We start from the raw sequence: 22,288 nt of genomic DNA on the forward strand, positions 1-22,288 counted from the left end.
AGAGGATAATTCGCGGACGGGCCACGGCGCTGACCCAGCGTCCGAACAAGAATTAGCTCCCGGAAGGAGAGCGGCCATGGCCGTTGCGAGTCGATCCACCCTAGTCGTTCACGGCCGTCTCGCCATGAGGGAAGGCCGCCTGACGGCGGCCCGCAATGGTCGTCATGGCCTCCAGATCATGTCTTTCGAGCAGGCGGCGGTCCGGCTTGCCGGCGGCTTCGTCCGACCCATCGACGATGAGAGTCTGCGCGCCGCCATCCAAGCGGCTCTGCCCGCGACGCCGATGGGCGAGCTGGAGAGCATCAAGGCTCTCCCCGGTATGATCGACGCGGCGGCCGATACGCTCCACAAAGCCTGGCGTGCCGGAATCGACCTAGCCGCGCGCGCCGTCAATCATCCGCGTCTCGGCGCCATCGCGTGCCTGGAAGCGGCCGTCCTCGACCAGCTCCCGTCCGGCATGATGCGCCCCCTGGACATCGTCGCCGCCGCAACCACCCGCATCGGTCATGCGCCGGCGGTCTTGGGCCCGATGGAGATCGTTGGCCTTACCGAACTCTCGCCCTGCTGGCGACCGCTGCTCCAGGCCCTTACCGCCCATATCCCCGTGCAGTGGACGGCCGGCCCCAGGAGCGTTCCCGCATGGCTGGACGGCACAGGCGTCATGGTCGCGCGTGCACCGACGCAAACGCCGGGGATCATCGCCGTCAGCGCGGCGACGGCCTATCACGAGGCTATCGAGGCGATGCGCTGGGCACGAAGCCTGCTCGCCTCGGGCGTCTCGCCCTCGGAGATCGCCATCGCGACAGCCTCGCCCGCCGACTATGACGATCATTTCTTAGCCCTGCGCGCCGACGCCAAAATCGACCTGCACTTCGTCCACGGCGTCCGCACCGTCACCACCCGCGAGGGCCAGGCTTCTGCAGCGCTGGCCGACATTGTGGTCCGCGGCGTGTCGCAGTCGCGGCTGCGGCGCCTCGGGGCGCTCTGCCGGGACAGCGGACCTTTCGAGACCCTACCCGAAGGCTGGCTGCGGGTTCTGCCGACCGATGCGCCGCTCTCGACGCCGGGTGCCTGGAATCGCCTGCTGGCCCGGTTGACGCCGGAAGACTGGCCCGACGGCGCCGACCACGCTTCGGCGCTGCGCGCAGCGGTCGAGACCCTGGCGAAAGGATCGGAGGCCGCTGGCGAGATCGGAGAAGCCTTCCTCAAGGGCCGGGCGCTCGCGATTTGGCGCAAGGCGCTGCTCGCCGGCCCCGCCGCCTCGATCGACGCGACGCTGGAAACCCTGAAGCAGGATGACGGGCTGGAAGCATGCGTCTCTGTCGCATGGATGCCGGCCAGCGCGCTCGCGGCGTCACCCCGCCGCTTCGTGCGACTGCTGGGCCTCAATTCCTCGCGCTGGCCACGCGGCATCGCCGAGGACCGGCTTATTCCGGACCATATCATCCCGACTCCGGTGCTTGATCCACTGCCGGTGAACCTCGCCGACCGCCGGGACTTCGAGACGATCCTCGCCACGACGGGCGGCGAAGCCGTCCTCTCGCGCGCCCGACGCGACAGCGACGGGCGTCTCCTGGGACGGAGTCCTCTGCTCGCCGGGCGTGGCGACGAAACCTACCTCCGGCGCAACGCGACGCCGGCGCATGCCTTCAGCGAGACCGACCGCTTGATGGCCCGTCCCCAAGAGTTCGCGGCCGAACCCCAAGCAGTCAGTGCGCAGGGCTGTTGGCGCGACTGGCGACGGTCCGAGATCACTCCCCATGACGGGCTCGTGCGGGCGGATCATCCGCTCGTTCTCGCCATCCTCGGCCGCACACAGTCGGCCAGCTCGCTTCGCCGCCTGCTGCGCAATCCGCTCAGCTTCGTGTGGGTCTATGCGTTCGGCTGGCGCGAACCGCAGAGCAGCGCCGAACCGCTCGTGCTCGACGCCCTCGGGATCGGCGATCTCGTCCACATGGTTCTCGACCGCGCATTGCGCGACCTCGAAGCCGGAGGCGGGCTCGCCGCTGCCGACGCGGAGACCGTCGAAGCAGCGGTGGCCCGCGCCGCGCAAGCCGTCGCCGGCGATTGGGAAAGCGAGCGTCCGGTTCCGCCGGCCGTCATCTGGAGCCGCACCCTCGACGACGCCCGCGTGATGGCCGGCCGCGCCCTGACCTATGGCGATGATGTCCTGCCCGGCGCTCGCGCCTATGGCGAAGTCCCGTTCGGCGGCTCGGAGCCGAAATCCGACGCGCAGACGCCTTGGGATGCGAGCGCGCCGGTCACGATTCCCGACGCCGGCTTCAACATCGCCGGCTATATCGACCGGCTCGACATCTCGGGTGACGGCAAGCGCGCGCTCGTGCGCGATTACAAGACGGGCAGGCCGCCGCGCGGCGACATCCGGCTGAACGGCGGCCGCGAGCTTCAGCGTTGCCTCTACGCCTTCGCGGTGAAGGCACTGCTCGGCGACGACGTCGCCATCAGCGCCTCGCTGCTCTACCCGCGCGAGCCCGTTGATCTTCAGCTCGACGATCCCGAGGCCGTGCTGGCGGAGATCACCGGCTACCTTCGTGCGGCGAGGACGAGCCTGTCGGGCGGCGCGGCTCTGCCTGGCCCAGACACCGGCGGCGACTATGACGACCTCGCCTTCGCCCTGCCAGCGAACGCCAGCGCTACCTATTGCAAGCGCAAGCTCCCGGCCGCGACGGAACGGCTGGGCGAAGCCGCTCAGGTCTGGGAGGCAGAATAATGAGCAGCGTGTCCAAGGTGTTGAAGGACGACGGCGCGCGCCGAGACGCAATCAGCCTCCATGATCGGTCGATCCTGGTCGAGGCCGGCGCGGGGTCGGGCAAGACCGCCGTTATGGCCGGCCGCATCGCCGTCATGCTTGCCGAAGGTGTCCCCCCGCGCGCTATCGCCGCCGTCACCTTCACCGAACTCGCCGCAAGCGAGCTGCTGTCGCGCGTCCGGGAGTTTGTCGCCGACCTCACGGCCGGCGAGATTGCACCCGAACTGCGCGTGGCGCTGCCCAATGGTCTGTCCCTGGCCCAGCGCGACAATCTCGCCGCCACCAGCGCCGCGATCGACGAGATCACCTGTTCGACCATCCACGGCTTCTGCCAACGCCTGATCAAGCCCTATCCGGCAGAGGCCGACATCGATCCCGGCGCCGGCGTCATGGATCGCAACCAGGCCGATCTCACCTTCCTCGAAATCGTCGACGGCTGGCTGCGCGAGCGTCTGGCCGGCGGGCAGGGCGGCATCCTGGCCGAAATGGTGCTGCACAGCCCCGGCGAGACCGTGGCGCTCATTCATAAAATCGCCGAGAATCTGCGCCGCCGCCGCATGCTCTCGGCTCCACCTGTCTCCCCGTTTGGCGGCCACCTCACGGCGTTCCGCCAGGCCACCGCCGACTTCGCGGGCTTCATGGATGGCGCGGCGGCCGAGCCGGAAACGGTGGCGATCGTCCAGCGGCTGGCCGAAATGGCGACCGCCTTGGCGGATGGTCCCGATCCGGCAACGCCTGCGGGCCTCGTCCGGCTCCTGACCTCGCGGCCCCATCCGGACCTTTGCACCAAGGCCGGGGCCTTCGCCTCCTACCGCAAGAAGGGCAAATGGGCCGCCGCGGCGAAGCAGGCCGGTCTCTCCAAAGCCGACGGTGACCGGCTGAACGACGCCGCCGAGGTCCACTACACCGCCTGCTGCGACGCCTGGGTCTCGCTTGTGCAGGCCGCCGCTGGTCACACCTTGGCGGCGCTGATCGACGAAGCGCGTCCAATCCTGCAACGCTATCGCGACCACAAGCGCGCGAGCGCCCAACTCGATTTTGACGATCTGATTTTCGCTGCGCGCGATCTGCTGCGCGACCATGACGACGTCCGCCACGCGCTCGGGCAGCGTTTCGCTCACGTCCTCGTCGACGAGTTCCAGGACACCGATCCCCTGCAAACCGAGATCTTCTGGCGCCTTTGCGGCGAGCCGGTAGATGGCGGGGACGACTGGACCGGGTTCCGCATTCGGCCGGGCGCACTCTTCCTGGTCGGCGACCCCAAGCAGGCGATCTATCGCTTCCGGGGCGCCGATGTCGGCGCCTACGTGCAGGCGCGCGACGCATTTCGCGCCCAGGATCCCGGCAGCCTCCTGTCGATCTCCACCAATTTCCGCTCCTGCGCCTCGATCCTCACCTTCGTCAACGAGCGATTCGAGGTCGCGCTCTCGGCAGCCGGGCAGCCGGGCTTCACTGCGCTCGACCCGTTCCATGACGATCGCGGCGGTCTGTGCGTGGCGGCCCTCGACATCGCTGTGGCCGACGAAAACGGCAAGGCCAGCGCCGAGCAGCAGCGTGACGCCGAAGCCGACGCCATCGCCGATCTCTGCGCCCGGCTGATCGAAGGCCACCCCATCATTGATCGTCGCAGCGGAGCAGAGCGCCCCTGCCAGCCGGGCGACATCGCCTTGCTGGCGCCGACCGGCGCGGAGCTGTGGCGTTATGAGGAAGCCTTGGAGCGGCGCGGCGTCCCCGTGGCGACACAGGCCGGCAAGGGGCTGTTCCGCCGCCAGGAGGTCCAGGATCTGATCGCGCTGACCCGCGTCCTGGCCGATCGCCGCGACACGCTGGCGCTCGGCGCGCTGCTCCGCGGGCCTCTGGTCGGCCTCACCGAGGAAGAACTGCTGGACATTGTGTGGGGGCTCCCGCGCTCGGAGGAGAAGCCTGATCGGATTCCGCGTCTGGACCTCAGCATCGACCCCGCCGTCATCGGGCATCCGCTCGCGCGCGAAGTCATCGAGCGGCTGCAATCGCTGTCCCGGCGCGGCAACAGCACGACCCCGCTCGAACTGCTGTCGCAGGCCGTGGACGTGATGCGCGTGCGTCCGCTCCTCCTCGAGCGCCATCGTGGCCAGGCCGAGCGCGCGCTCGCCAATGTCGATCTCTATCTCAGCCTGTCGACCGGCTACGCCGTGCGCGGCCTGCGCGCCTTCGCCGAGGCGATGACGGCGGCTTGGTCCGACGAGGCGCGCGCCGTCGAGGGACGGCCCGACGCACAGGAGGAAGCGGTCGCGCTCTTCACCATGCACGCCGCCAAGGGGCTGGAATGGCCGATCGTCATTCCGGTCAACACCATGACCGGCGTCATGGCGCCCGAGAGCGCGGTCATCGACCGCCAGACGGAGACCTTCTATTGCCCGGTCCTGGGCGTCCCGCCCGAGGGCTACGACGCCGCGCGCGACGCGGAAAAGGACGAGCTGGACCGCGAACGCATCCGGCTCTGGTATGTCGCGGCCACCCGCGCTCGCGAACTCCTCGTCCTGCCCCGGCTCGACGCCACCCCGTCGAAATCCGCCTGGATCGGTCTCGTCGATCTGTCGCTCGCCGCGCTGCCCGGACTGGACGTCTCCCATTTGCCCGCCGGTTTCACGGCGACGGCGGCCGGAGCGGCCAACGCCCAGACGCGCGCGAGCTTCGCGGCCGAAGCCGAAACCATCGCTGCCGGGCAAACACGGCTGACCTGGCTCGCCCCTAGCCGCGACGAAAACGCCGCCGGGAGCGTGCTGCGGGAAGAAGAGGCGGCCCTCTGGATAGGATCGGCCGACGACCAGCCCCCCGAGCTGGACGCCGCCGCCCCGGTGCAGGGCGGCCGCGAACGCGGGCTGATCCTGCACAAGCTCATGGAAGAGGTTCTGACCGGCGAAACCCAGGAGGCCGGAGCCACCCTGGCGCAACGGGCCGCCGAACTCATCCGCGCCCTCGGCCGGTCTCCGGTCGATGACCCGGCGACGGGACTGTCGGCCCAGGAACTGGCGGCCTGTGTCATCAGGACTCTGGCCCTGCCTGACATCGCGGCCTTGCGGCCGGGCCTTCTGGCCGAGTTTCCCGTCTATGCCGCACAGGCGGTCGATGGTGTGGAAACCGCAACGGCCGGGATCGCCGACGCCCTGACCCTGACGGCCGAGGGTCACCCCGCCGTCGTCGTGGACTGGAAAAGCGATGTGTCGCCAGCCCCCGGCACGCTCGATCACTATCGCGCGCAGGTGCGCGCCTATCTCGATATGACCCGCGCCGAGCGCGGGCTGATCGTGCTCATGACCTCGGGCGCGGTCATCCCGGTCCTGCCGACGACGCCGACCGAGAGCGAGGCGGCCTGACCCCATGTCGTCTCTCGCCTGGATTGATTTCGACGAAGCCGAGCGACAGCGCGCGCAACGGATCATGGCGCTCTTTCAGGAGCGCGAGACCCGTGACGAGCTGGGGCTTGGCGCGATCCGGGATTCCATCGCCGATCACCTGTTTCCGGGCACGAGCACGATCCAGACCCGCCTGCGCTACATGCTGTTCATACCGTGGCTCTATCGGGCGCTGGAGAAACGCCAAGTCCCCGAGGCGCAGCTCCGCGCCGAGGCGCGCGACACCGAGATCCGGCTTGCCGACGCCTTGAAAACCGGCGGCGAGTCCAACGGCATCATCGGCCGCGATGCGGGACCGCGGCTCCAGCGGCTGCCCAGCTCGGTCTATTGGGCGGGGCTGGGCGCGTGGGGCGTGCGGGTTTTTCCGGGCTCGCTCGACAGCCTGTTCGTCGCCTTGCGCGGCCGCGGCCGTTCGCACGGCGCCTCCAGCGGCGAAGACGCCCTGGCCGGCGCCCAGACGCCCACTGTCTGGAACCCGGCCTTGCCGCAGCCGCCAAGCGACCTGCTCGAGCGCGCCGTCTTCCGCCTGACCACGGACGAGGCGCAGTTCCTCATCGACCGCCTGGTCGCCAGCCAACCGGCGGCGCTGCTCACGATGCTGGCGCGTGAAGGCATCGATGCGGACTGCGACTATATCTGGACCCATCCTCACCTGTCGGCGTTTCCGGCCGCCGCGCGCCGCCTCGTCCAGCACGGAGAAATATTCTCCCATGTGATGTACGGCGCGGCGCTGCTCTACAATCTCGCGCTCAGCGAGCTGCGCCAGCGCAACGACTGGATCGACGACTATCGCGAACGGCTTGCGGACTGGAGCGACGAACTCGATCCCGGCGCCGTCCGCGCATGGTCGCTCGATGATTTCTGGAACTTCGTCGAGCACCCCGCGCACGCTGTCCGGCCAGCCGCCAAGCGCTTTGTGACCGAGTGGCGCGAGCTGGTTCTGGCCGGGACGGAGCAGGTGATCGCGTCGCCTGCGGCGCGGCAACTTGTCGAAGAGCGCGAGCGCCGGCTGAAAACCAGCCAGTCCCGCTACGCCAATCACGCCGTGCGCGACCGCTGGACCGGCGCATCCGGCGCCGACCGCCTCACCTTCCGTTGGGCGCAGGCCAAATCGCACCTGCGGGATCTCGCCCATGCTGAATAGGCGCAGTCTCGATCCCGAACAGCGAACCCTCTACGGCGCCAATCTCCAGCCGCCGGCGGGCTACGTCTTCGACGCGGCGGTCGCCACGACCTTCTCGCTCGACTTCGAGACCGCGCTCGCCGTGCCGGTCAGTCTGGCGCTGTTCGCCGCAGAGAATCGCGACGAGATCCTTTCGCATCCCCTGGCGCTCTTGGAAGGTGCCGAGCGCATCGCCGGCCGCCTCGTTGTCTTCACCGACGCCGGCCACATCCAGGCGAGCGTCCGTCCCCATTCCCGCCTTTGCTCGCTGCTCGAACGCATCGTGGTCGAGGTCTCCGCCCCTCACGGCGGCGCCTTCCACCCCAAGATGTGGGCGCTGCGCTTCACGCCGTTGCGGCCCGAAGACCCGGCGCGCCTGCGCCTGCTCATCCTCTCCCGAAACCTTACGCGCGACCGCTCCTGGGATATTGCCGCCACCCTCGACGGGGTGATCTCCAAGCAGCCCAAAGCCATCAACCGCCCGGTCGCCGACTTCCTTCGCCAGCTCCCCGACCTGGCGACCGTCGGCGCTCCCGACGGTACGAAGACCCTTGTCGACGAGCTGGCCGAAGACATACGGCGCGCCGAATGGAGCTTGCCCGAGCCATTCGAGAGCGTCTCCTTCGCGGTCAACGGCCTCGGCGGCAAGCCGTGGCGCCCGGAACCTTGCGTGCGGCTGGGCGTGGTCTCGCCCTTTTGCGATGACCAGACCTTGTCGCTGCTCGCCGGCCTGCCCAGCGCCGAAAAGCCGATCTTCATCGGACGCTCCGACGAACTCGCGCAGGTGTCCGGCGCCACGCTGGACGGCTTCGCGCGCGTGGCCGTGCTCGACGAGATGGCGGCCACGGAAGATGGCGAGGAGACCGACGCAACGGCCTTGCAAGGGCTCCACGCAAAGGCGTTCGTCGCCGAGCGCGGCTGGGACACCGCGATCACGGTCGGCTCAGGAAACGCCACGCGCCCGGCGCTGCTGACGGGCGGCAATGTCGAGATCTTCGCGACCCTGACCGGCAAGCGGTCGCGGGTCGGCAGCGTCGAGGAAATCCTCGGCGAGAAGGGGTTCGGCCGGCTGACGCGGCCTTTCGTCCGCGACGAGATGAACACAGCCGACGCCGCGCAACGCGCGGCCGAGGCGCGATTGGACATGGCCCGGCGAGAGATTTGCCAAAGCGGCCTCACGCTCCGCTGCGAGCGCGCCGAGCCCAACGCCGATGGCGCGCCCGCCTGGCGGGTCTGGCTGGCGCCGGCCAAGCCGTTGTCCCTTGCCGGGATCGGTGTCCTGCAGGTTTGGCCGATCACGCGGGGCGAAGGTCATGCGCGCGATGTGTTGGGTCCTCTTCGGCAGGGACAGCCCGTCGACCTTGGCGCAATGCCGCTGGTCGATCTCACCCGGTTTCTCGCCTGCCATCTGACGGACGAGACGGAGAATGTCTCCGTCCTGTTCAGCACCGGGCTCATGATCGAGGGGCTGCCCGCCGAGCGCCACGCCGCCATCCTGCGCTGGGTGATCGACAGCAAGGACGCCTTCTTCCGTTATCTCCGGTTGCTGCTCTCCGAATTGGGCGATCCCTTCGCCGCCGCGCTGGCGGCGCAGGATGGGTCCGGTCAGGGCGCGTGGCGCGCGGCTAACGACGACGCGCCGATCCTCGAAGAGATGGTTCGCGCCTTCTGCAGGGGCGGCGACCAGCTCCGCGCCATCGAACGGCTGATCGCACGCCTGGAAACCGGCGACGGCGCCGATACCGATCCGATTCCGACCGAGTTCCGCGCGCTCTGGAACACCTTCCGGGTTGCGCTCGCCACGCAGGACGCCGCTCATGCCGAATGAACGGTTCCGCGCCGACGCGGCGCTCGCGCCTCTCAAGGTCTTTCAGCGGCGCACCGTCGACTATGTCTTCGACCGGCTCTACGGCGAGGACGATCCTGTCCGCCAGTTCCTGGTCGCCGACGAAGTCGGCCTCGGCAAGACGATGGTGGCGCGCGGCGTCATCGCCCGCATGATCGAGCACCTGTGGGACAGCACCAAGCGGATCGACATCCTCTACATCTGCTCGAACCAGGCGATCGCCGCCCAGAACCTCAATCGGCTGAACGTCCTCGGGCGGCGCGAGCTGGCCCTGCCGACCCGCATGACCCTGGTTCCCCTGCAATTGCGCGATCAGGTCGGCCTCGACGCAAACAAGGTGAACTTCATCAGCCTGACGCCGGGCACGACCTTCGATCTGCGCTCCGCGACGGGCGTGACGCAGGAACGCGCCCTGTTGCAACATCTCCTGCACGACCTCGTTTCGCGCCCGCGGGGCCTGCACAATCTGTTGCAGGTCACGGCCGGCATCGACGGCTGGAACCGTGCGGTGGATACGCTCACCCTCGAAGGCGTCGACAAGAGCATCATCGAGCGCTTCCGCCGCGACGTGCAGGCGGATCGCGACCTCTTCGAGGAACTCGAACGGGTCTGCGAACTCTTCCCGCGTCGCCGGGACAGCTATCCCCCGGAGATGACGCAGCCGCGCAACAGCCTGGTCGCCCGGCTGCGCGCCAAGCTCTCCCATGCCTGCGTGGACGCGCTGCAACCCGACCTGATCATCATGGACGAGTTCCAGCGGTTTCGGGATCTGCTGCACGGCGACAGCGATGCGGCGATCCTCGCGCGCGAACTGTTCGACTACTCGGGCGGCGACGGGCACGCCGCCCGCACCCTGCTGCTCTCCGCCACGCCCTATCGGATGCTCACGCTCGCCGGCGACGAGCCCGACGAAGGCGACCACTATCAGGATTTCCTCGAAACCCTGAGCTTCCTCTATGGCCGCGAAAAAGGGCCGGAGGTGGCAGCCACGCTCTCGCGCGAGATGCGCGCTTTCCGCAGCCTTCTGCATACCCTGCCGCAATCGCACGCTGCAGCGGTTGAGGCGCGCCAGGCCATCGAACAGCGCCTGCGCAAAGTGATTGCCCGAACCGAGCGGGTCGCGTCCACGATCGAACGCGACTCCATGATGAGCGAGCCCGCCATCACGGTCTCGGTCGACCCCGCCGATCTCGCGCAGGCGTCGGCCTTGTCGCAAGTGGCCCGCACGCTCGATGCGCCGGAGATCATCGAATACTGGAAATCCGCCCCTTACCTGCTCAACTTCATGCGCCACTACAGCCTGAAGCAGCTTCTGACGGAGGAGGCGGAGGCGCCCTCGGCGCCCCTCCGAGACGCCATCCAGGCCGCTCGGCCGACCATGCTCGATCACGACGCTATCGACGCCTATGCGCCGCTGGAGCCGGCCAATGGCCGCATGCGCGCGATCATGGACGACATCTTCGGCCAGCGTCTCGAACAGAATCTCTGGATACCTGCCGCCATGCCCTATTACGGCGACGCGCGATCCGGCACGCCGCTGACCAAGGCGCTGATATTTTCGGCCTGGTCCATGGTGCCCGACGCGATTGCAGCCCTGCTGTCCTATGAAGCCGAACGGCGCATGGGCGTCGGCGAAGCCGGCCGACGCTATTTCGAGCAACATCGTCTGCGCCCCTTGCAGTTCCGACAGGATCAGGGGCGGCTTGTGGGTTTGCGCGCGCTGCTCCTGATCTATCCATCGCCGGCTCTGGCCGAGCTGGCCGATCCGCTCGCGGTTTTCAGTGAAACCGAGACCGCCCTGTCGCAGGAGGACATGCGCGCCGCCATCGTCGACCGCCTCAAGCCCGCCCTCGAGGCTCTGCGAAAAGGGGCGGCGTCGCGGCAGGACGCCAACAGCGCCGAGTGGGCCGCTCCCGCCGTGGTCGATGACCTGCTGGGCGCGCGGTCCCGCGCCTGGCTGGAGACGCCCCATGGCATGCGCGCCCTGGCGAGCGAAGACGCCTTTCAGGATCATGTCGCCGAGCTTGCGGCGGCGGTGAAGGCGCACGACATCGGCGCATCGTCCGCCGATCTTCCAGACCTGCTGGTCGACGTGGCGCTCGGCAGTCCGGCCGTCTGCGCGCTTCGCGCCCTCAAGCGGATCGCGCCCGAGCTGGCGTGGGACGACCCGCGCCTGCTCAGCGCCGCCGCTGAAGTCGCTTGGTCGTTCAGGGCGCTGTTCAACCAGCATGACGCGGTCGCCCTGCTGCGGCGGGATACCGACGATCACTATTGGCGCCGCGTGCTGGTCTATTGCGCCGAGCACAACCTACAGGCCGTCCTGGACGAATACGCCCACTACCTTGTCGATGCCGAAGGTCTCGGAGCCCGCCCGGCCGAGGAACGCGCCTTCGGCGTCGCGCGCGCCATGGCCCAGGCCCTGGCCATCCGCCCGTCGCAGATCGATGTCGATGACGTGCATGTCGATGGCGAGGCCCTCGCCATCAGCAAATTCCAGATGCGTGGACGCTTCGCGATGCGGCTCGCCGACTACAAGGACGAGGATGGCGCCGTCGCCCGGCTCGGAGGCGTGCGCGATGCGTTCAACTCGCCGTTCCGGCCGTTCGTTCTCGCCACCACGTCGGTCGGCCAGGAGGGGCTGGATTTCCATCCCTATTGCTATCGCGTCTATCACTGGAACCTGCCGGGCAACCCAGTGGACCTCGAACAGCGGGAAGGCCGCGTCCACCGCTTCAAGGGGCACGCCGTGCGCCTCAACCTGGCCGAGCGCCAAGCCGGTGTCGTCAGGGGCTATGGGCAGGCGCCTGACGATCCGTGGAAGCTGATGTTCGAGCGCGCGCGATCCGAGGCGGCGGTCGACACAGATCTCATCCCTTATTGGATCTACGAAGGTTCCGTGAGGGTCGAACGGCGCGTGCCGATGTTGCCGTTCAGCCGGGAAGTCACGCGACTCGCTTGGCTCAAACGCAGCCTCACGGTCTATCGCCTGGCCTTTGGTCAACCGCGGCAGGACGATCTGCTCGACTATCTGCAAACTCTCGCCGGCGAGGGCATGGACCCAAGCCTGCTCGGCGATCTGCAAATTCGGCTCGAACCAGGACTTCCTAGCGGGTCAGAACCATAGCCACGTCGAGACCGTTCTCGAAGTCCCCCGTACAAAATGAAGCGCGTGCTACATCGATGCCCATGGTTCGATCGCATCCCTTGAGGCGCGCCGCCCGCTGGGCCGGGCTGTCGGCAAAGCGGAAGCCCCGGCAGCCGGGTCTTCCCCCTTAGGGCTTCCATCCCTGGCGCCGGCATAGCCGGAGAGTGAGAGTGCGGACCGGGTTTTCCGTGACGGGTTGAGGGCTGGGAGAGAGGCTCCTGGCACCCGTCGCGGAGACCCGCGATGTTCAAGCACCGCCACGAGACCGGCTCTGGCCGCGCCAGCCTGTATGACGAGATCACCACAAAGATCATCAGCGAGTTGGACGCTGGGCGGCTGCCCTGGGTCCAGCCCTGGGGTACGGCCGCGGCGAAGGCGCCGCTTGCGATGCCGAAGAACGCCGCCACGGGGCGCGGCTATTCCGGCATCAACGTGCTCATTCTCTGGGGCACTGTCGTCCAGCATGGTTATCCCTGCCAGAGCTGGCTGACTTTCCGCCAGGCGCTGGCCCTCGGCGGCCATGTGCGGCGCGGCGAACACGGCACCACTGTCGTTTATGCCGACCGCTTCATCCCCGACGACGAGAAGCAACGCGCCGGCGAGACCGGCGAGGATGCGCAGGCCATTCCGTTCCTAAAGCGCTTCACGGTCTTCAACGCTTCGCAATGCGAGGGGCTTCCCGACGATGTCGCGGTCGCCGCTCCACCGCCCGAGCCGGGCCTGATCGAGCCCAAGGTAGCGGCGCTTATTAAGGCGAGCGGCATCGACTTTCGCATCGGAGGCGATCGCGCCTTCTACGTACCCGCGCAGGACTTCGTGCAGGTGCCGCCGCCCCAAGCCTTCTTCGAGCCGATCAATTGGCATCGAACCGCCCTTCACGAATGCTCACACGCCAGTGGAGCGTCGCATCGCCTGAACCGCGACCTTTCAGGCTCCTTCGGTTCGAAGAAGTACGCCTTCGAGGAGTTGGTCGCCGAAATCTCGGCGGCGTTCTGCTGCGCGGCCCTCGGCATCGTCCCGACCGTGCGGCACGTCGACTACATCGGCTCCTGGGCCGAGGTTCTGCGTGAAGACAACCGCGCCATTGTCCGCGCCGCGTCTCAGGCGAGCAAGTCAGCGGACTTCCTGCTCGGCTTCCTACCCGCGAGCGACGAGCTCGTGGCTGCAACCTCCCATGACGACGTCGAAGACATGACGGCGGCGGCGTGACACCGCGCCGCTTCGGTGAAACCGTGCAGGCGCAGTCCCGCTTCTCCTGCTTTCCGGCTTTACGGCTTTACGGCCGGAATAGAGGAAGAGGGCTGCGCCGGTCTTCGTGACGGGTTTGGAGGTCGAGGGAGAGTCCCCGGCCGCCCGTCGCGGAGTATCATCCCATGGCGACTGCCGTTCACAAGATCACCCTGTCGTCCTCGCGCGACATTCCTTTCAACAAGCTGGTGCTGAGCCAGTCCAACGTCCGGCGCGTGAAGGCCGGCGTCTCGATCGAGGAGCTGGCCGAGGACATCGCCCGGCGTACGCTGCTTCAGAGCCTCAACGTCCGGCCGGTCCTCGACGCCGAGGGCGCCGAGACCGGCATGTTCGAGATTCCGGCCGGCGGCCGCCGTTACCGGGCGCTCGAACTGCTGGTGAAGCAGAAGCGGCTGGCGAAGACCGCGCCGGTTCCGTGCGTGGTCCGCGATCCTGGCACCGACATCCTCGGCGAGGACGATTCGCTGGCCGAGAACGTCCAGCGTGCGCCGCTGCATCCGCTCGACCAGTTCCGCGCCTTCCAGGCCCTGCGCGAGAAGGGACGCTCCGAAGAGGACATCGCCGCGGCATTCTTCGTCGGCGTGAACGTCGTGAAGCAGCGACTACGCCTGGCGTCCGTCTCGCCGACCCTGCTCGATCTCTACGCCGAGGACGGCATGTCGCTGGAGCAGTTGATGGCGTTCACGGTCACGTCCGACCATGCGCGCCAGGAGCAGGTGTGGCAGGCGATCTCCGGATCCTGGCAGAAGGAGCCCTATCAGATCCGCCGCATGCTGACGGAGAAGACGGTGCGTGCCTCGGACCGCCGGGCGATATTCGTCGGTCTCGATGCCTACGAGGCGGCCGGCGGCGTGACGCTGCGCGACCTGTTCCAGTCCGACGATGGTGGCTGGCTCGAGGACGTGGCGCTGCTCGATCGCCTCTTCGCTGAGAAGCTGAAGACCGAGGCCGAGAAGATCGCGGCCGAGGGCTGGAAGTGGATCGAGGTCGCGGTCGACTTTCCCTATGGCCACACGCGCGGGCTCCGTGCGTTGGAGGGAGTGGCTGCCGACCTTTCGCCTGAGGAGCAGGCGACGATCGACGCGCTCAACGCCGAATACGCCAAGCTCGAAGCCGAGTATGACGGAGCAGACGAGTTGCCCGACGAGGTGGACGAGCGGCTCGGAGAAATCGAAACGGCGCTCGCTGCCTTCGACGATCGTCCCGTCACTTTCGACCCCGCCGACATCGCCCGTGCCGGCGTCTTCGTCAGCGTCGATGCCGAAGGCGCGTTGTCCGTCGATCGTGGCTACGTCCGTCCCGAGGATGAGGCGCCCGTGGTCGAGCCGGAGCAGGGCGTCGAGGGCGAACCCTTCGTTGCGTCCCCGGACGGAGCGGAACCTGCGGCGCCGGTTCTTCAGCGCGCCGTCATCACGATCGGCGGTCAGGTCTCCGAGCCCGAGGACGAGGACGACGATGCGGTGAAGCCGCTTCCGGACCGTCTGGTGACCGAGCTCACAGCCGAACGGACGCTGGCGCTGCAGGACAAGCTCGCCAACACGCCGTCGGTAGCGTTCCAGGCGGTGCTGCACAAGTTCTGCCTCGATGTCTTCTCCCGCTACTTCGCCCACGGCACGGCGATGGAAGTGTCGGTGCGAAGCACCAGCTTCCCAGCGCAGGCCCAGGGACTGAAGGGCACGCCCGCGGCCAAGGCGATCGATGCGCGCCGTAAGGCGTGGGAGGAGCGCATGCCGAAGGACAAGGCCGACCTCTGGGACTGGCTAACCAGCCTCACTGGCGACGAGCAGGCCGCGCTCTTCGCGCACTGCGCGTCGTTCGGCGTCAACGCGCTCTACGAGAAAGGCGACCGCTACGGCGCGGGTGTCTCGTCCCACTCCGTCGAGCAACGCATCGCCGACGCCGACCGCATCGCCAGGGCCGTCGATCTCGACATGGTCGACGCCGGCTGGCGGCCAACGGTCGAGAACTATCTAGGCCGCGTGCCGAAGCGCCGCATCCTGGAGGCGGTGCGCGAAGGAGCTGGCGAGCGGGCTGCCCAGCTCATCGACCATCTGAAGAAGGGCGACATGGCCAAAGAGGCCGAACGGCTCCTGGCCGAGACGGGCTGGTTGCCTGAGCCGCTCAGGATGGCGGACACGCAGGAGGCGGCGGCCGGCGAACCCGCACAGGGCGGTGCCGACGGTGAAACCCTGCCGGAATTCCTCGCCGGTGACGACGAGGAAGCCTCCGCCGACGAAACGGACGAGCCGCACATGATCGCGGCAGAGTAACGTCATCACCACGCGGGGCGGCTCCGGCCGTCCCGCTCCTCTCTCGGTTCAACCGAACCAACAGCCCGGTCATGCACCGGGCTTTGCGGATTCAGGAGGCCAGCATGCCCCTCTTCACCATCGAGACCACCTACCGTCTGCCGGTCTATCGGCAACGGACCTACGAAGCCGAGACGCTCGACCAGGCCTGCGATCTCGCCATCACCGACGAAGGCTGGGACGATGAGAAGTCGGATGTCGAGACCTCGGGCGACACCTACGTCACCGGGGTCTGGGAAGGACGCGACGCCGCCTACAGCGGCCGCGCGCTGGACGTTCCCTCCCGGATCGGCGAACAGATTCAGCGCAAGGCCGCGCATTTCGAGGTTTTGCTCGGCTTGCTCAAGGTCTTGGCCCATCCACCCGACAGCGAGCCGGCCGACGGGGCGTTCTGGCGTCACCGCCTGGATGGCGCCATCGCCAAGGCCGAGGCGATCATCGCTGGCGTGCCAGATCCGCAAACAGACGGAGGCGCGTCATGACCGAGAACCCTGCCTCCCGACCGCGACGCATCGTCTTTCAGTACCTCGTCCCCGTCCATGTCGAAGTCGAAGACGGCCAGGTGTGCCGCGTCGCCGTCATCGACGAAACGCCGGTTGCCGAACCCACCGTCGTCGAAGGCGACACCAGTTATCTGGCCGAGGCAGTCGCCGTCGCGGACGACGGCCAGGCTTGGCCGTCCTGGCAGTTCGGATACTGATGATTGCCTTGATTCCGGCGCCCCGCCTTCCAGCGGGGCGCCTTTTCTCATGTCGGCCACGGCCGCGACGCTGAGAGGAAGAGGTCGGCCGGGACGGGTTTGAGCCGGTGCGGTCCGAGAGAGAGCGCTGGCCGGCTCACCCGTTCCCGCTCTCCCGAGGCTCCCTTCATGAACGACCTGTCCCCGATCGCGGCCGACCAGGCCGCGGTGATCTCGTCCGCCTGCGCTTCCGACGCTGCGCTCGCCACCATCGCTGCTGCAGAGCAGCTTCTCCCGCATCTCGAACGTGGCCAGCGCGTCGACGCCACGATCCTGCGCGCCGCCATGGAAGCGGCCTTCGGCGCATCCGACGCCTCGGGCGCCTGGGACTGGAAGACGGCCTATGACTCCTGCGAGGCGGCGACCGTCCTCTTCCTGCGCAAATACGGAAAGGTGCTGTTCCGCAAAGCCGACTCTCCGGTTTTGCGCCTTTCCGCCCTGGCCAAGATCTCCGGCCTTCTTCCCACCCACACCCGCCGCTCCACCGAAAGCGAGACTTTCCAGCAGTTCTCGACCCCGACTCCGCTCGGCCTGGCAGCGCTGACCGCGGCTGCCATTGGCCCCGCAGATCGCGTTCTTGAGCCGTCGGCCGGCACCGGGCTCCTCGCCATCTTGGCCGAGATCGTCGGCGGGGCGCTCGTGTTGAACGAGCTGGCCGAGACCCGAGCCGATCTCCTTTCCTCCCTCTTTCCGGCGGTCGCCGTCACGCGCTTCGACGCCGCCCAGATCGACGATCACCTCGATCCGGCCGTCGTCCCGAGCGTCGTGCTGATGAACCCGCCGTTCTCGGCGATGGCCAATGTGACTGGCCGTATGGCCGACACCGCCTATCGCCACATCGCTTCGGCGCTCGCGCGTCTCGCCGATGGCGGGCGGTTGGTGGCGATCACCGGCGCGAATTTTTCTCCCGACGCTCCGGTTTGGCGCGACACCTTCATCCGCTTGCAGGAGCGCGGCCGCATCGTCTTCACCGCCGCGATCGATGGGGCGGTCTATGCCAAGCACGGCACGAGCATCGACACGCGGCTGATCGTCCTCGACAAGGCGCCGGCTGACGACCCGTCCGCCTTGCCGGCGTCACGGGGCATGGCCCCCGACGTCGCCACGTTGCTGAGCTGGATCGCCGAGCAAATTCCGGCGCGTCTGACGCCCGCGCCAAGCCTCGCCATCCCCGTGTCAGCCGCCGCGTCGCGGACGGTGCGCAGCTATCTCGCCCGTGTTGCTGCGGCGCAACCGGCCAAGCCGTCTGTCGCCGACCCCGAGGCGGTCGATCTCGCCTATGAGACAATCGACTGGACGCCGCCAGAGGGCGCGCGTCTCAGCGACGCGATCTATGAGGAATACCGGCTCCAATCGATCCGGATTCCCGGAGCCCAGGCCCATCCCACCAAGCTGGTGCAATCCGCCGCGATGTCCTCGGTCGCACCGCCGAAGCCGAGCTACCGGCCGCGCCTCCCAATCAGTCTCGTCAGCGAGGCCGTCCTGTCTGACGCCCAGCTCGAGACCGTGATCTATGCTGGTGAAGCGCATGGCGACTATCTCGCAGGCGCCTGGACGGTGGACGAGACCTTCGATCTCGTCACCGCCGCGCGCGACGATGCGCCGAACGCCGTCCGCTTTCGCCGGGGCTTCATGCTGGGTGACGGCACCGGCGCCGGGAAAGGCCGCCAGTCGGCCGGCATCATCCTGGACAACTGGCTGAAGGGGCGCCGCAAGGCGGTCTGGATCTCCAAGTCCGACAAGCTGCTCGAGGACGCGCAACGCGACTGGTCGGCGCTCGGCATGGAGCGCCTGCTCATCACGCCACTCTCGCGCTTCCCCCAAGGCAAGCCGATCCGGCTCGCCGAAGGCATCCTATTTTTAACCTACGCTACGCTGCGGTACGACGACCGCGGCGAGAAGCTTTCGCGCGTCCGCCAGATCGTTGAATGGTTAGGCTCCGACTTCGACGGAGTGATCATTTTCGACGAGAGCCATGCCATGCAGAACGCCGGTGGCGGCAAGGGCGAACGCGGCGATGTCGCGCCCTCCCAGCAGGGCCGCGCGGGCTTGCGCTTGCAGCACGCGCTGCCGGACGCGCGCGTGGTCTATGTCTCGGCCACCGGCGCGACCACCGTCCACAATCTCGCCTATGCCCAGCGGCTCGGCCTCTGGGGCGGCGAGGATTTCCCCTTCGCCACCCGCGCGGAGTTCGTGGAGGCGATCGAGGATGGCGGTGTCGCCGCCATGGAAGTGCTCGCCCGCGATCTGCGTTCGCTCGGTCTCTACACGGCCCGCTCGCTCTCCTATGACGGCGTCGAATACGAGCTGGTCGAGCACTCGCTCACCGATGAGCAGCGCCGCATCTACGACGCCTATGCCGGCGCGTTCGCCATCATCCACAACCATCTCGACGCCGCGATGCAGGCCGCCAACATCACCGGCGAGACCGGCACGTTGAACCGGCAGGCGAAGTCGGCGGCCCGCTCGGCTTTCGAGAGCGCCAAGCAGCGCTTCTTCGGCCACCTGCTGACTTCGATGAAGACGCCGACGCTGATCCGTTCGATCGATCAGGATCTGGCGGACGGCAACGCCGCCGTCATCCAGATCGTCTCGACCGGCGAGGCGCTGATGGAACGCAGGCTCGCCGAGATCTCGACCGAGGAATGGAGCGACGTTCGCGTCGATATCACGCCGCGCGAGTACGTTCTCGACTACCTGGCCCACTCCTTCCCGGTGCAGCTCTACGAGCCGTTCACCGACAGTGAGGGCAATCTTTCCTCCCGGCCCGTATTCCGCGACGGCCAGCCGGTCGAGAGCCGCGAGGCCGTCGCCCGTCGTAACGAGCTGATCGAGCGGCTTGCTTCGCTGCCGCCAGTGCCCGGCGCGCTCGACCAGATCGTCCAGCGCTTCGGCACGGACCTCGTGGCCGAAGTGACCGGACGCTCGCGCCGCGTGGTGCGCAAGGGCGACCGCCTCGTCGTCGAGAACCGCGCCGCCTCCGCCAATCTCGCCGAGACCGCCGCCTTCATGGACGACCTGAAGCGCATACTCGTCTTCTCGGAGGCGGGCGGGACGGGCCGGAGTTACCACGCCGAGCTGTCGGCGCGGAACCGCCGCCTGCGCGTCCACTATCTGCTCGAACCCGGCTGGAAGGCCGACGCCGCGATCCAGGGCCTCGGGCGGACGAACCGCACCAACCAGGCGCAGCCGCCGCTTTTCCGACCGATCGCCACCGACGTGAAGGCCGAGAAGCGCTTCCTCTCGACCATCGCCCGTCGCTTGGACACGCTGGGCGCCATCACCCGCGGTCAGCGCCAGACCGGCGGACAGGGATTGTTCAGGCCCGAGGACAATCTGGAATCCCACTATGCCCGCGACGCGCTGCGCCAGCTCTATCTGCTGCTTGTGCGCGGCAAGATCGAAGACTGCTCGCTCCAGATGTTCGAGGACGCCACCGGCCTCAAGCTCATGGACACAGGCGGCATCAAGGACGAGCTGCCGCCGATCACGACCTTTCTCAACCGCCTGCTGGCGCTCACCATCGACCTTCAGGGCGTGCTGTTCACGGCGTTCGAGCAGTTGTTGAACGCCAAGATCGAGGGCGCCATCGCCAGCGGCGTCTATGACGTCGGCCTGGAGACGCTGCGGGCCGAGAGCTTCGTCGTCACCGATCGCCGCGCGATCTACACCCATCCCGCGACGGGCGCGGAAACCCGGCTGCTCACGATCACCGAGCGCCGGCGCAATCATCCGGTGACGCTGGACGACGCGCTCGATCACCTCGCCGATCCCCGCGCCATCCTGCTGATCAACGAGCGCTCGGGCCGGGCCGCCGTGCAAGTCCCGGCGCCGAGCCTGATGCTGGACGATGGCGAGATCGAACGCCGCGTTCGGCTGATCCGGCCGATGGAACACCATCACGCCTCGCTCAAGATGATGGACGAGAGCCATTGGCAGGCGGCCGACCGCGAGGCGTTCGCGGCGGCATGGACTCGCGAAGTGTCGGAGGTCCCCGAGTTTGCCGACAGCACGATCCACATCGTCGCCGGCTTGCTGTTGCCGATCTGGAAGCGCCTGCCGAACGAGTCGACCCGCGTCTATCGGCTACAGACCGACGCAGGCGAACGCATCATCGGCCGCAGGGTCTCGCCGGCCTGGGCAGCGAACGCCTCGCTGACCGGGGCGATCACCATGACGCCGGATGCGGCCTTCGCGGCGCTGATCGAGGGACGCACCGTCCTCGACCTCGCCGACGGCTTGCAGCTCCATCGGGTGCGCGTCATGGGCGCTCACCGCATTGAGCTGTCAGGCTTCGCCGACACCATGCGCGCTCGCCTGCGCGCCTACGGCCTCTTCAGCGAGATCATCTCCTGGAAGCTGCGCATGTTCGTGCCGACGGATGCGACCGGCGCTGGCGTGTTGACGAAGGTGCTCGACCACTATCCGGTCGAGCGCATCGGCGAGCGGGAAGCCGCGTGATGGCCCGCCACGACGCCTCCGAACTGGCACACCGCCTCGCGCGCGACGCCGAGGCGGTGTGCCGCCACTACCTATCCGCTGGACGCCGGGAGGGCCGCTACTGGCTGGTGGGTGATGTCCGCAATACGCCGGGCCGTTCGATGTTCGTGAGGCTCAAGGAATCAGTGAAAGGGCCGGCCGGCAAATGGACCGACGCCGCCACCGGCGAACATGGCGACCTGCTCGACGTCATCCGCGAAAGCTGCGGCCTGGTCGACTTCAAGGACGTCGCCGATGAGGCGCGTTCGTTTCTCAGCCTGCCGCATCTCGAACCGGAGCCGGATCGTCCGCGCGCGCACAAGCCCAGTTCTCAGACCGGATCGCCGGAAGCGGCACGTCGACTGTTCGCCATGTCGCTGCCGATGTCTCGTACTCTCGTAGAAACGTATCTCCGCAATCGCGGCATTACGGCTTTGCACGGAACCGGAAGCCTGCGCTTCCACCCGCGCTGCTACTATCGGCCTGACGACCATAGCCCCACCGAGACCTGGCCGGCGATGATCGCCTCCGTCACCGATCTCGCGGGCTATCTAACCGGGGCGCATCGCACCTGGCTCGATCCGGGCGGCTTCTCCGAGGCGACGCTCGGCAAGGCGCCGATCGACACCCCGAGGCGGGCGATCGGCGACTTGCTTGGTCACGCCGTTCGATTTGGCGTGGCGGGCGAGGTTATGGCGGCCGGCGAGGGCATCGAGACGATGCTGTCGCTCAGGTGCGTGCTACCCGCCATGCCAATGGTCGCAGCCCTCTCGGCGGCGCATCTCTCGGCCATCCTGTTCCCGGACACATTGCGCCGGCTTTACATCGCCCGCGACGACGATCCTGCCGGTGACGGCGCGATGGCGACGTTGATCGAACGCGCGCAGGCGGCCGGGATCGAGGCGATCGTGATCTCGCCGCGGCTCGGCGACTTCAACGAGGATCTCCGCTTGCTCGGGATCGACACGCTTCGGGCGGCAAGCCGCATGCAGATCGCCGTGCAGGATGTCGCCCGCTTCATGGATCTAGCGGCATAGCCGGAACGGGGATGGAGCGCGGCAGCGTCGTCGCCATAGGGTCGGCGGTCATGCTTTCCGTCAGCGTCGGAGAGGACCACGCCTACGGCCTTCCGAGAGGGCGATCGGGCGGCAAACGGCCCGGACCGGCAACCTTGTAGGCCGACTATTTTCCGTCG

At 67.9% G+C, this 22,288-nt stretch carries 11 protein-coding genes; all 11 read left to right on the forward strand.

The genetic code is table 11. The annotated features are described in order from the left end of the window. Positions 1–76 precede the first annotated feature (76 nt). The gene (locus tag K2U94_RS00305) at positions 77–2,731 is read left to right on the forward strand and encodes a PD-(D/E)XK nuclease family protein (RefSeq protein WP_243065309.1); all 2,655 of its coding nucleotides are present in this window, start codon (positions 77–79) and stop codon (positions 2,729–2,731) included. Next, positions 2,731–6,126: a UvrD-helicase domain-containing protein gene (locus K2U94_RS00310; protein ID WP_243065310.1), complete on the forward strand. Its 3,396-nt coding sequence runs from the start codon at positions 2,731–2,733 to the stop codon at positions 6,124–6,126. Before K2U94_RS00305 ends, K2U94_RS00310 begins: the two co-directional genes overlap by 1 nt. 64 nt (positions 6,127–6,190) lie before the next feature. Beyond that, the gene (locus tag K2U94_RS00315; protein ID WP_243065311.1) at positions 6,191–7,309 is read left to right on the forward strand and encodes a DUF6361 family protein; all 1,119 of its coding nucleotides are present in this window, start codon (positions 6,191–6,193) and stop codon (positions 7,307–7,309) included. Further along, a complete protein-coding gene (locus K2U94_RS00320) occupies positions 7,299–9,155 on the forward strand; it encodes a phospholipase D family protein (protein ID WP_243065312.1) in 1,857 nt (618 codons plus the stop codon). Before K2U94_RS00315 ends, K2U94_RS00320 begins: the two co-directional genes overlap by 11 nt. Further along, positions 9,145–12,297, forward strand: a complete 3,153-nt coding sequence (locus K2U94_RS00325; RefSeq protein WP_243065313.1) for a helicase-related protein — start codon at positions 9,145–9,147, stop codon at positions 12,295–12,297. Before K2U94_RS00320 ends, K2U94_RS00325 begins: the two co-directional genes overlap by 11 nt. Positions 12,298–12,561: 264 nt before the next feature. Next, on the forward strand, positions 12,562–13,527 hold the full coding sequence (locus tag K2U94_RS00330; protein WP_243065314.1) for an ArdC family protein: 966 nt from the start codon (positions 12,562–12,564) through the stop codon (positions 13,525–13,527). 164 nt (positions 13,528–13,691) lie between these two features. After that, positions 13,692–15,836, forward strand: a complete 2,145-nt coding sequence (locus K2U94_RS00335) for a ParB/RepB/Spo0J family partition protein (RefSeq protein ID WP_243065315.1) — start codon at positions 13,692–13,694, stop codon at positions 15,834–15,836. 104 nt (positions 15,837–15,940) lie between these two features. Further along, positions 15,941–16,357: a hypothetical protein gene (locus K2U94_RS00340; RefSeq protein ID WP_243065316.1), complete on the forward strand. Its 417-nt coding sequence runs from the start codon at positions 15,941–15,943 to the stop codon at positions 16,355–16,357. Further along, a complete protein-coding gene (locus tag K2U94_RS00345; RefSeq protein ID WP_243065317.1) occupies positions 16,354–16,575 on the forward strand; it encodes a hypothetical protein in 222 nt (73 codons plus the stop codon). Before K2U94_RS00340 ends, K2U94_RS00345 begins: the two co-directional genes overlap by 4 nt. 168 nt (positions 16,576–16,743) lie before the next feature. Continuing rightward, entirely contained in the window at positions 16,744–21,075 is a 4,332-nt protein-coding gene (locus tag K2U94_RS00350) for a strawberry notch family protein (RefSeq protein ID WP_243065318.1), read from the forward strand. Beyond that, positions 21,075–22,130, forward strand: a complete 1,056-nt coding sequence (locus K2U94_RS00355) for a DUF7146 domain-containing protein (RefSeq protein ID WP_243065319.1) — start codon at positions 21,075–21,077, stop codon at positions 22,128–22,130. Before K2U94_RS00350 ends, K2U94_RS00355 begins: the two co-directional genes overlap by 1 nt. Positions 22,131–22,288 lie beyond the last annotated feature (158 nt).

It is taken from the genome of Candidatus Rhodoblastus alkanivorans (assembly GCF_022760755.1).
Taxonomy (GTDB): Bacteria; Pseudomonadota; Alphaproteobacteria; order Rhizobiales; family Beijerinckiaceae; genus Rhodoblastus; species Rhodoblastus alkanivorans.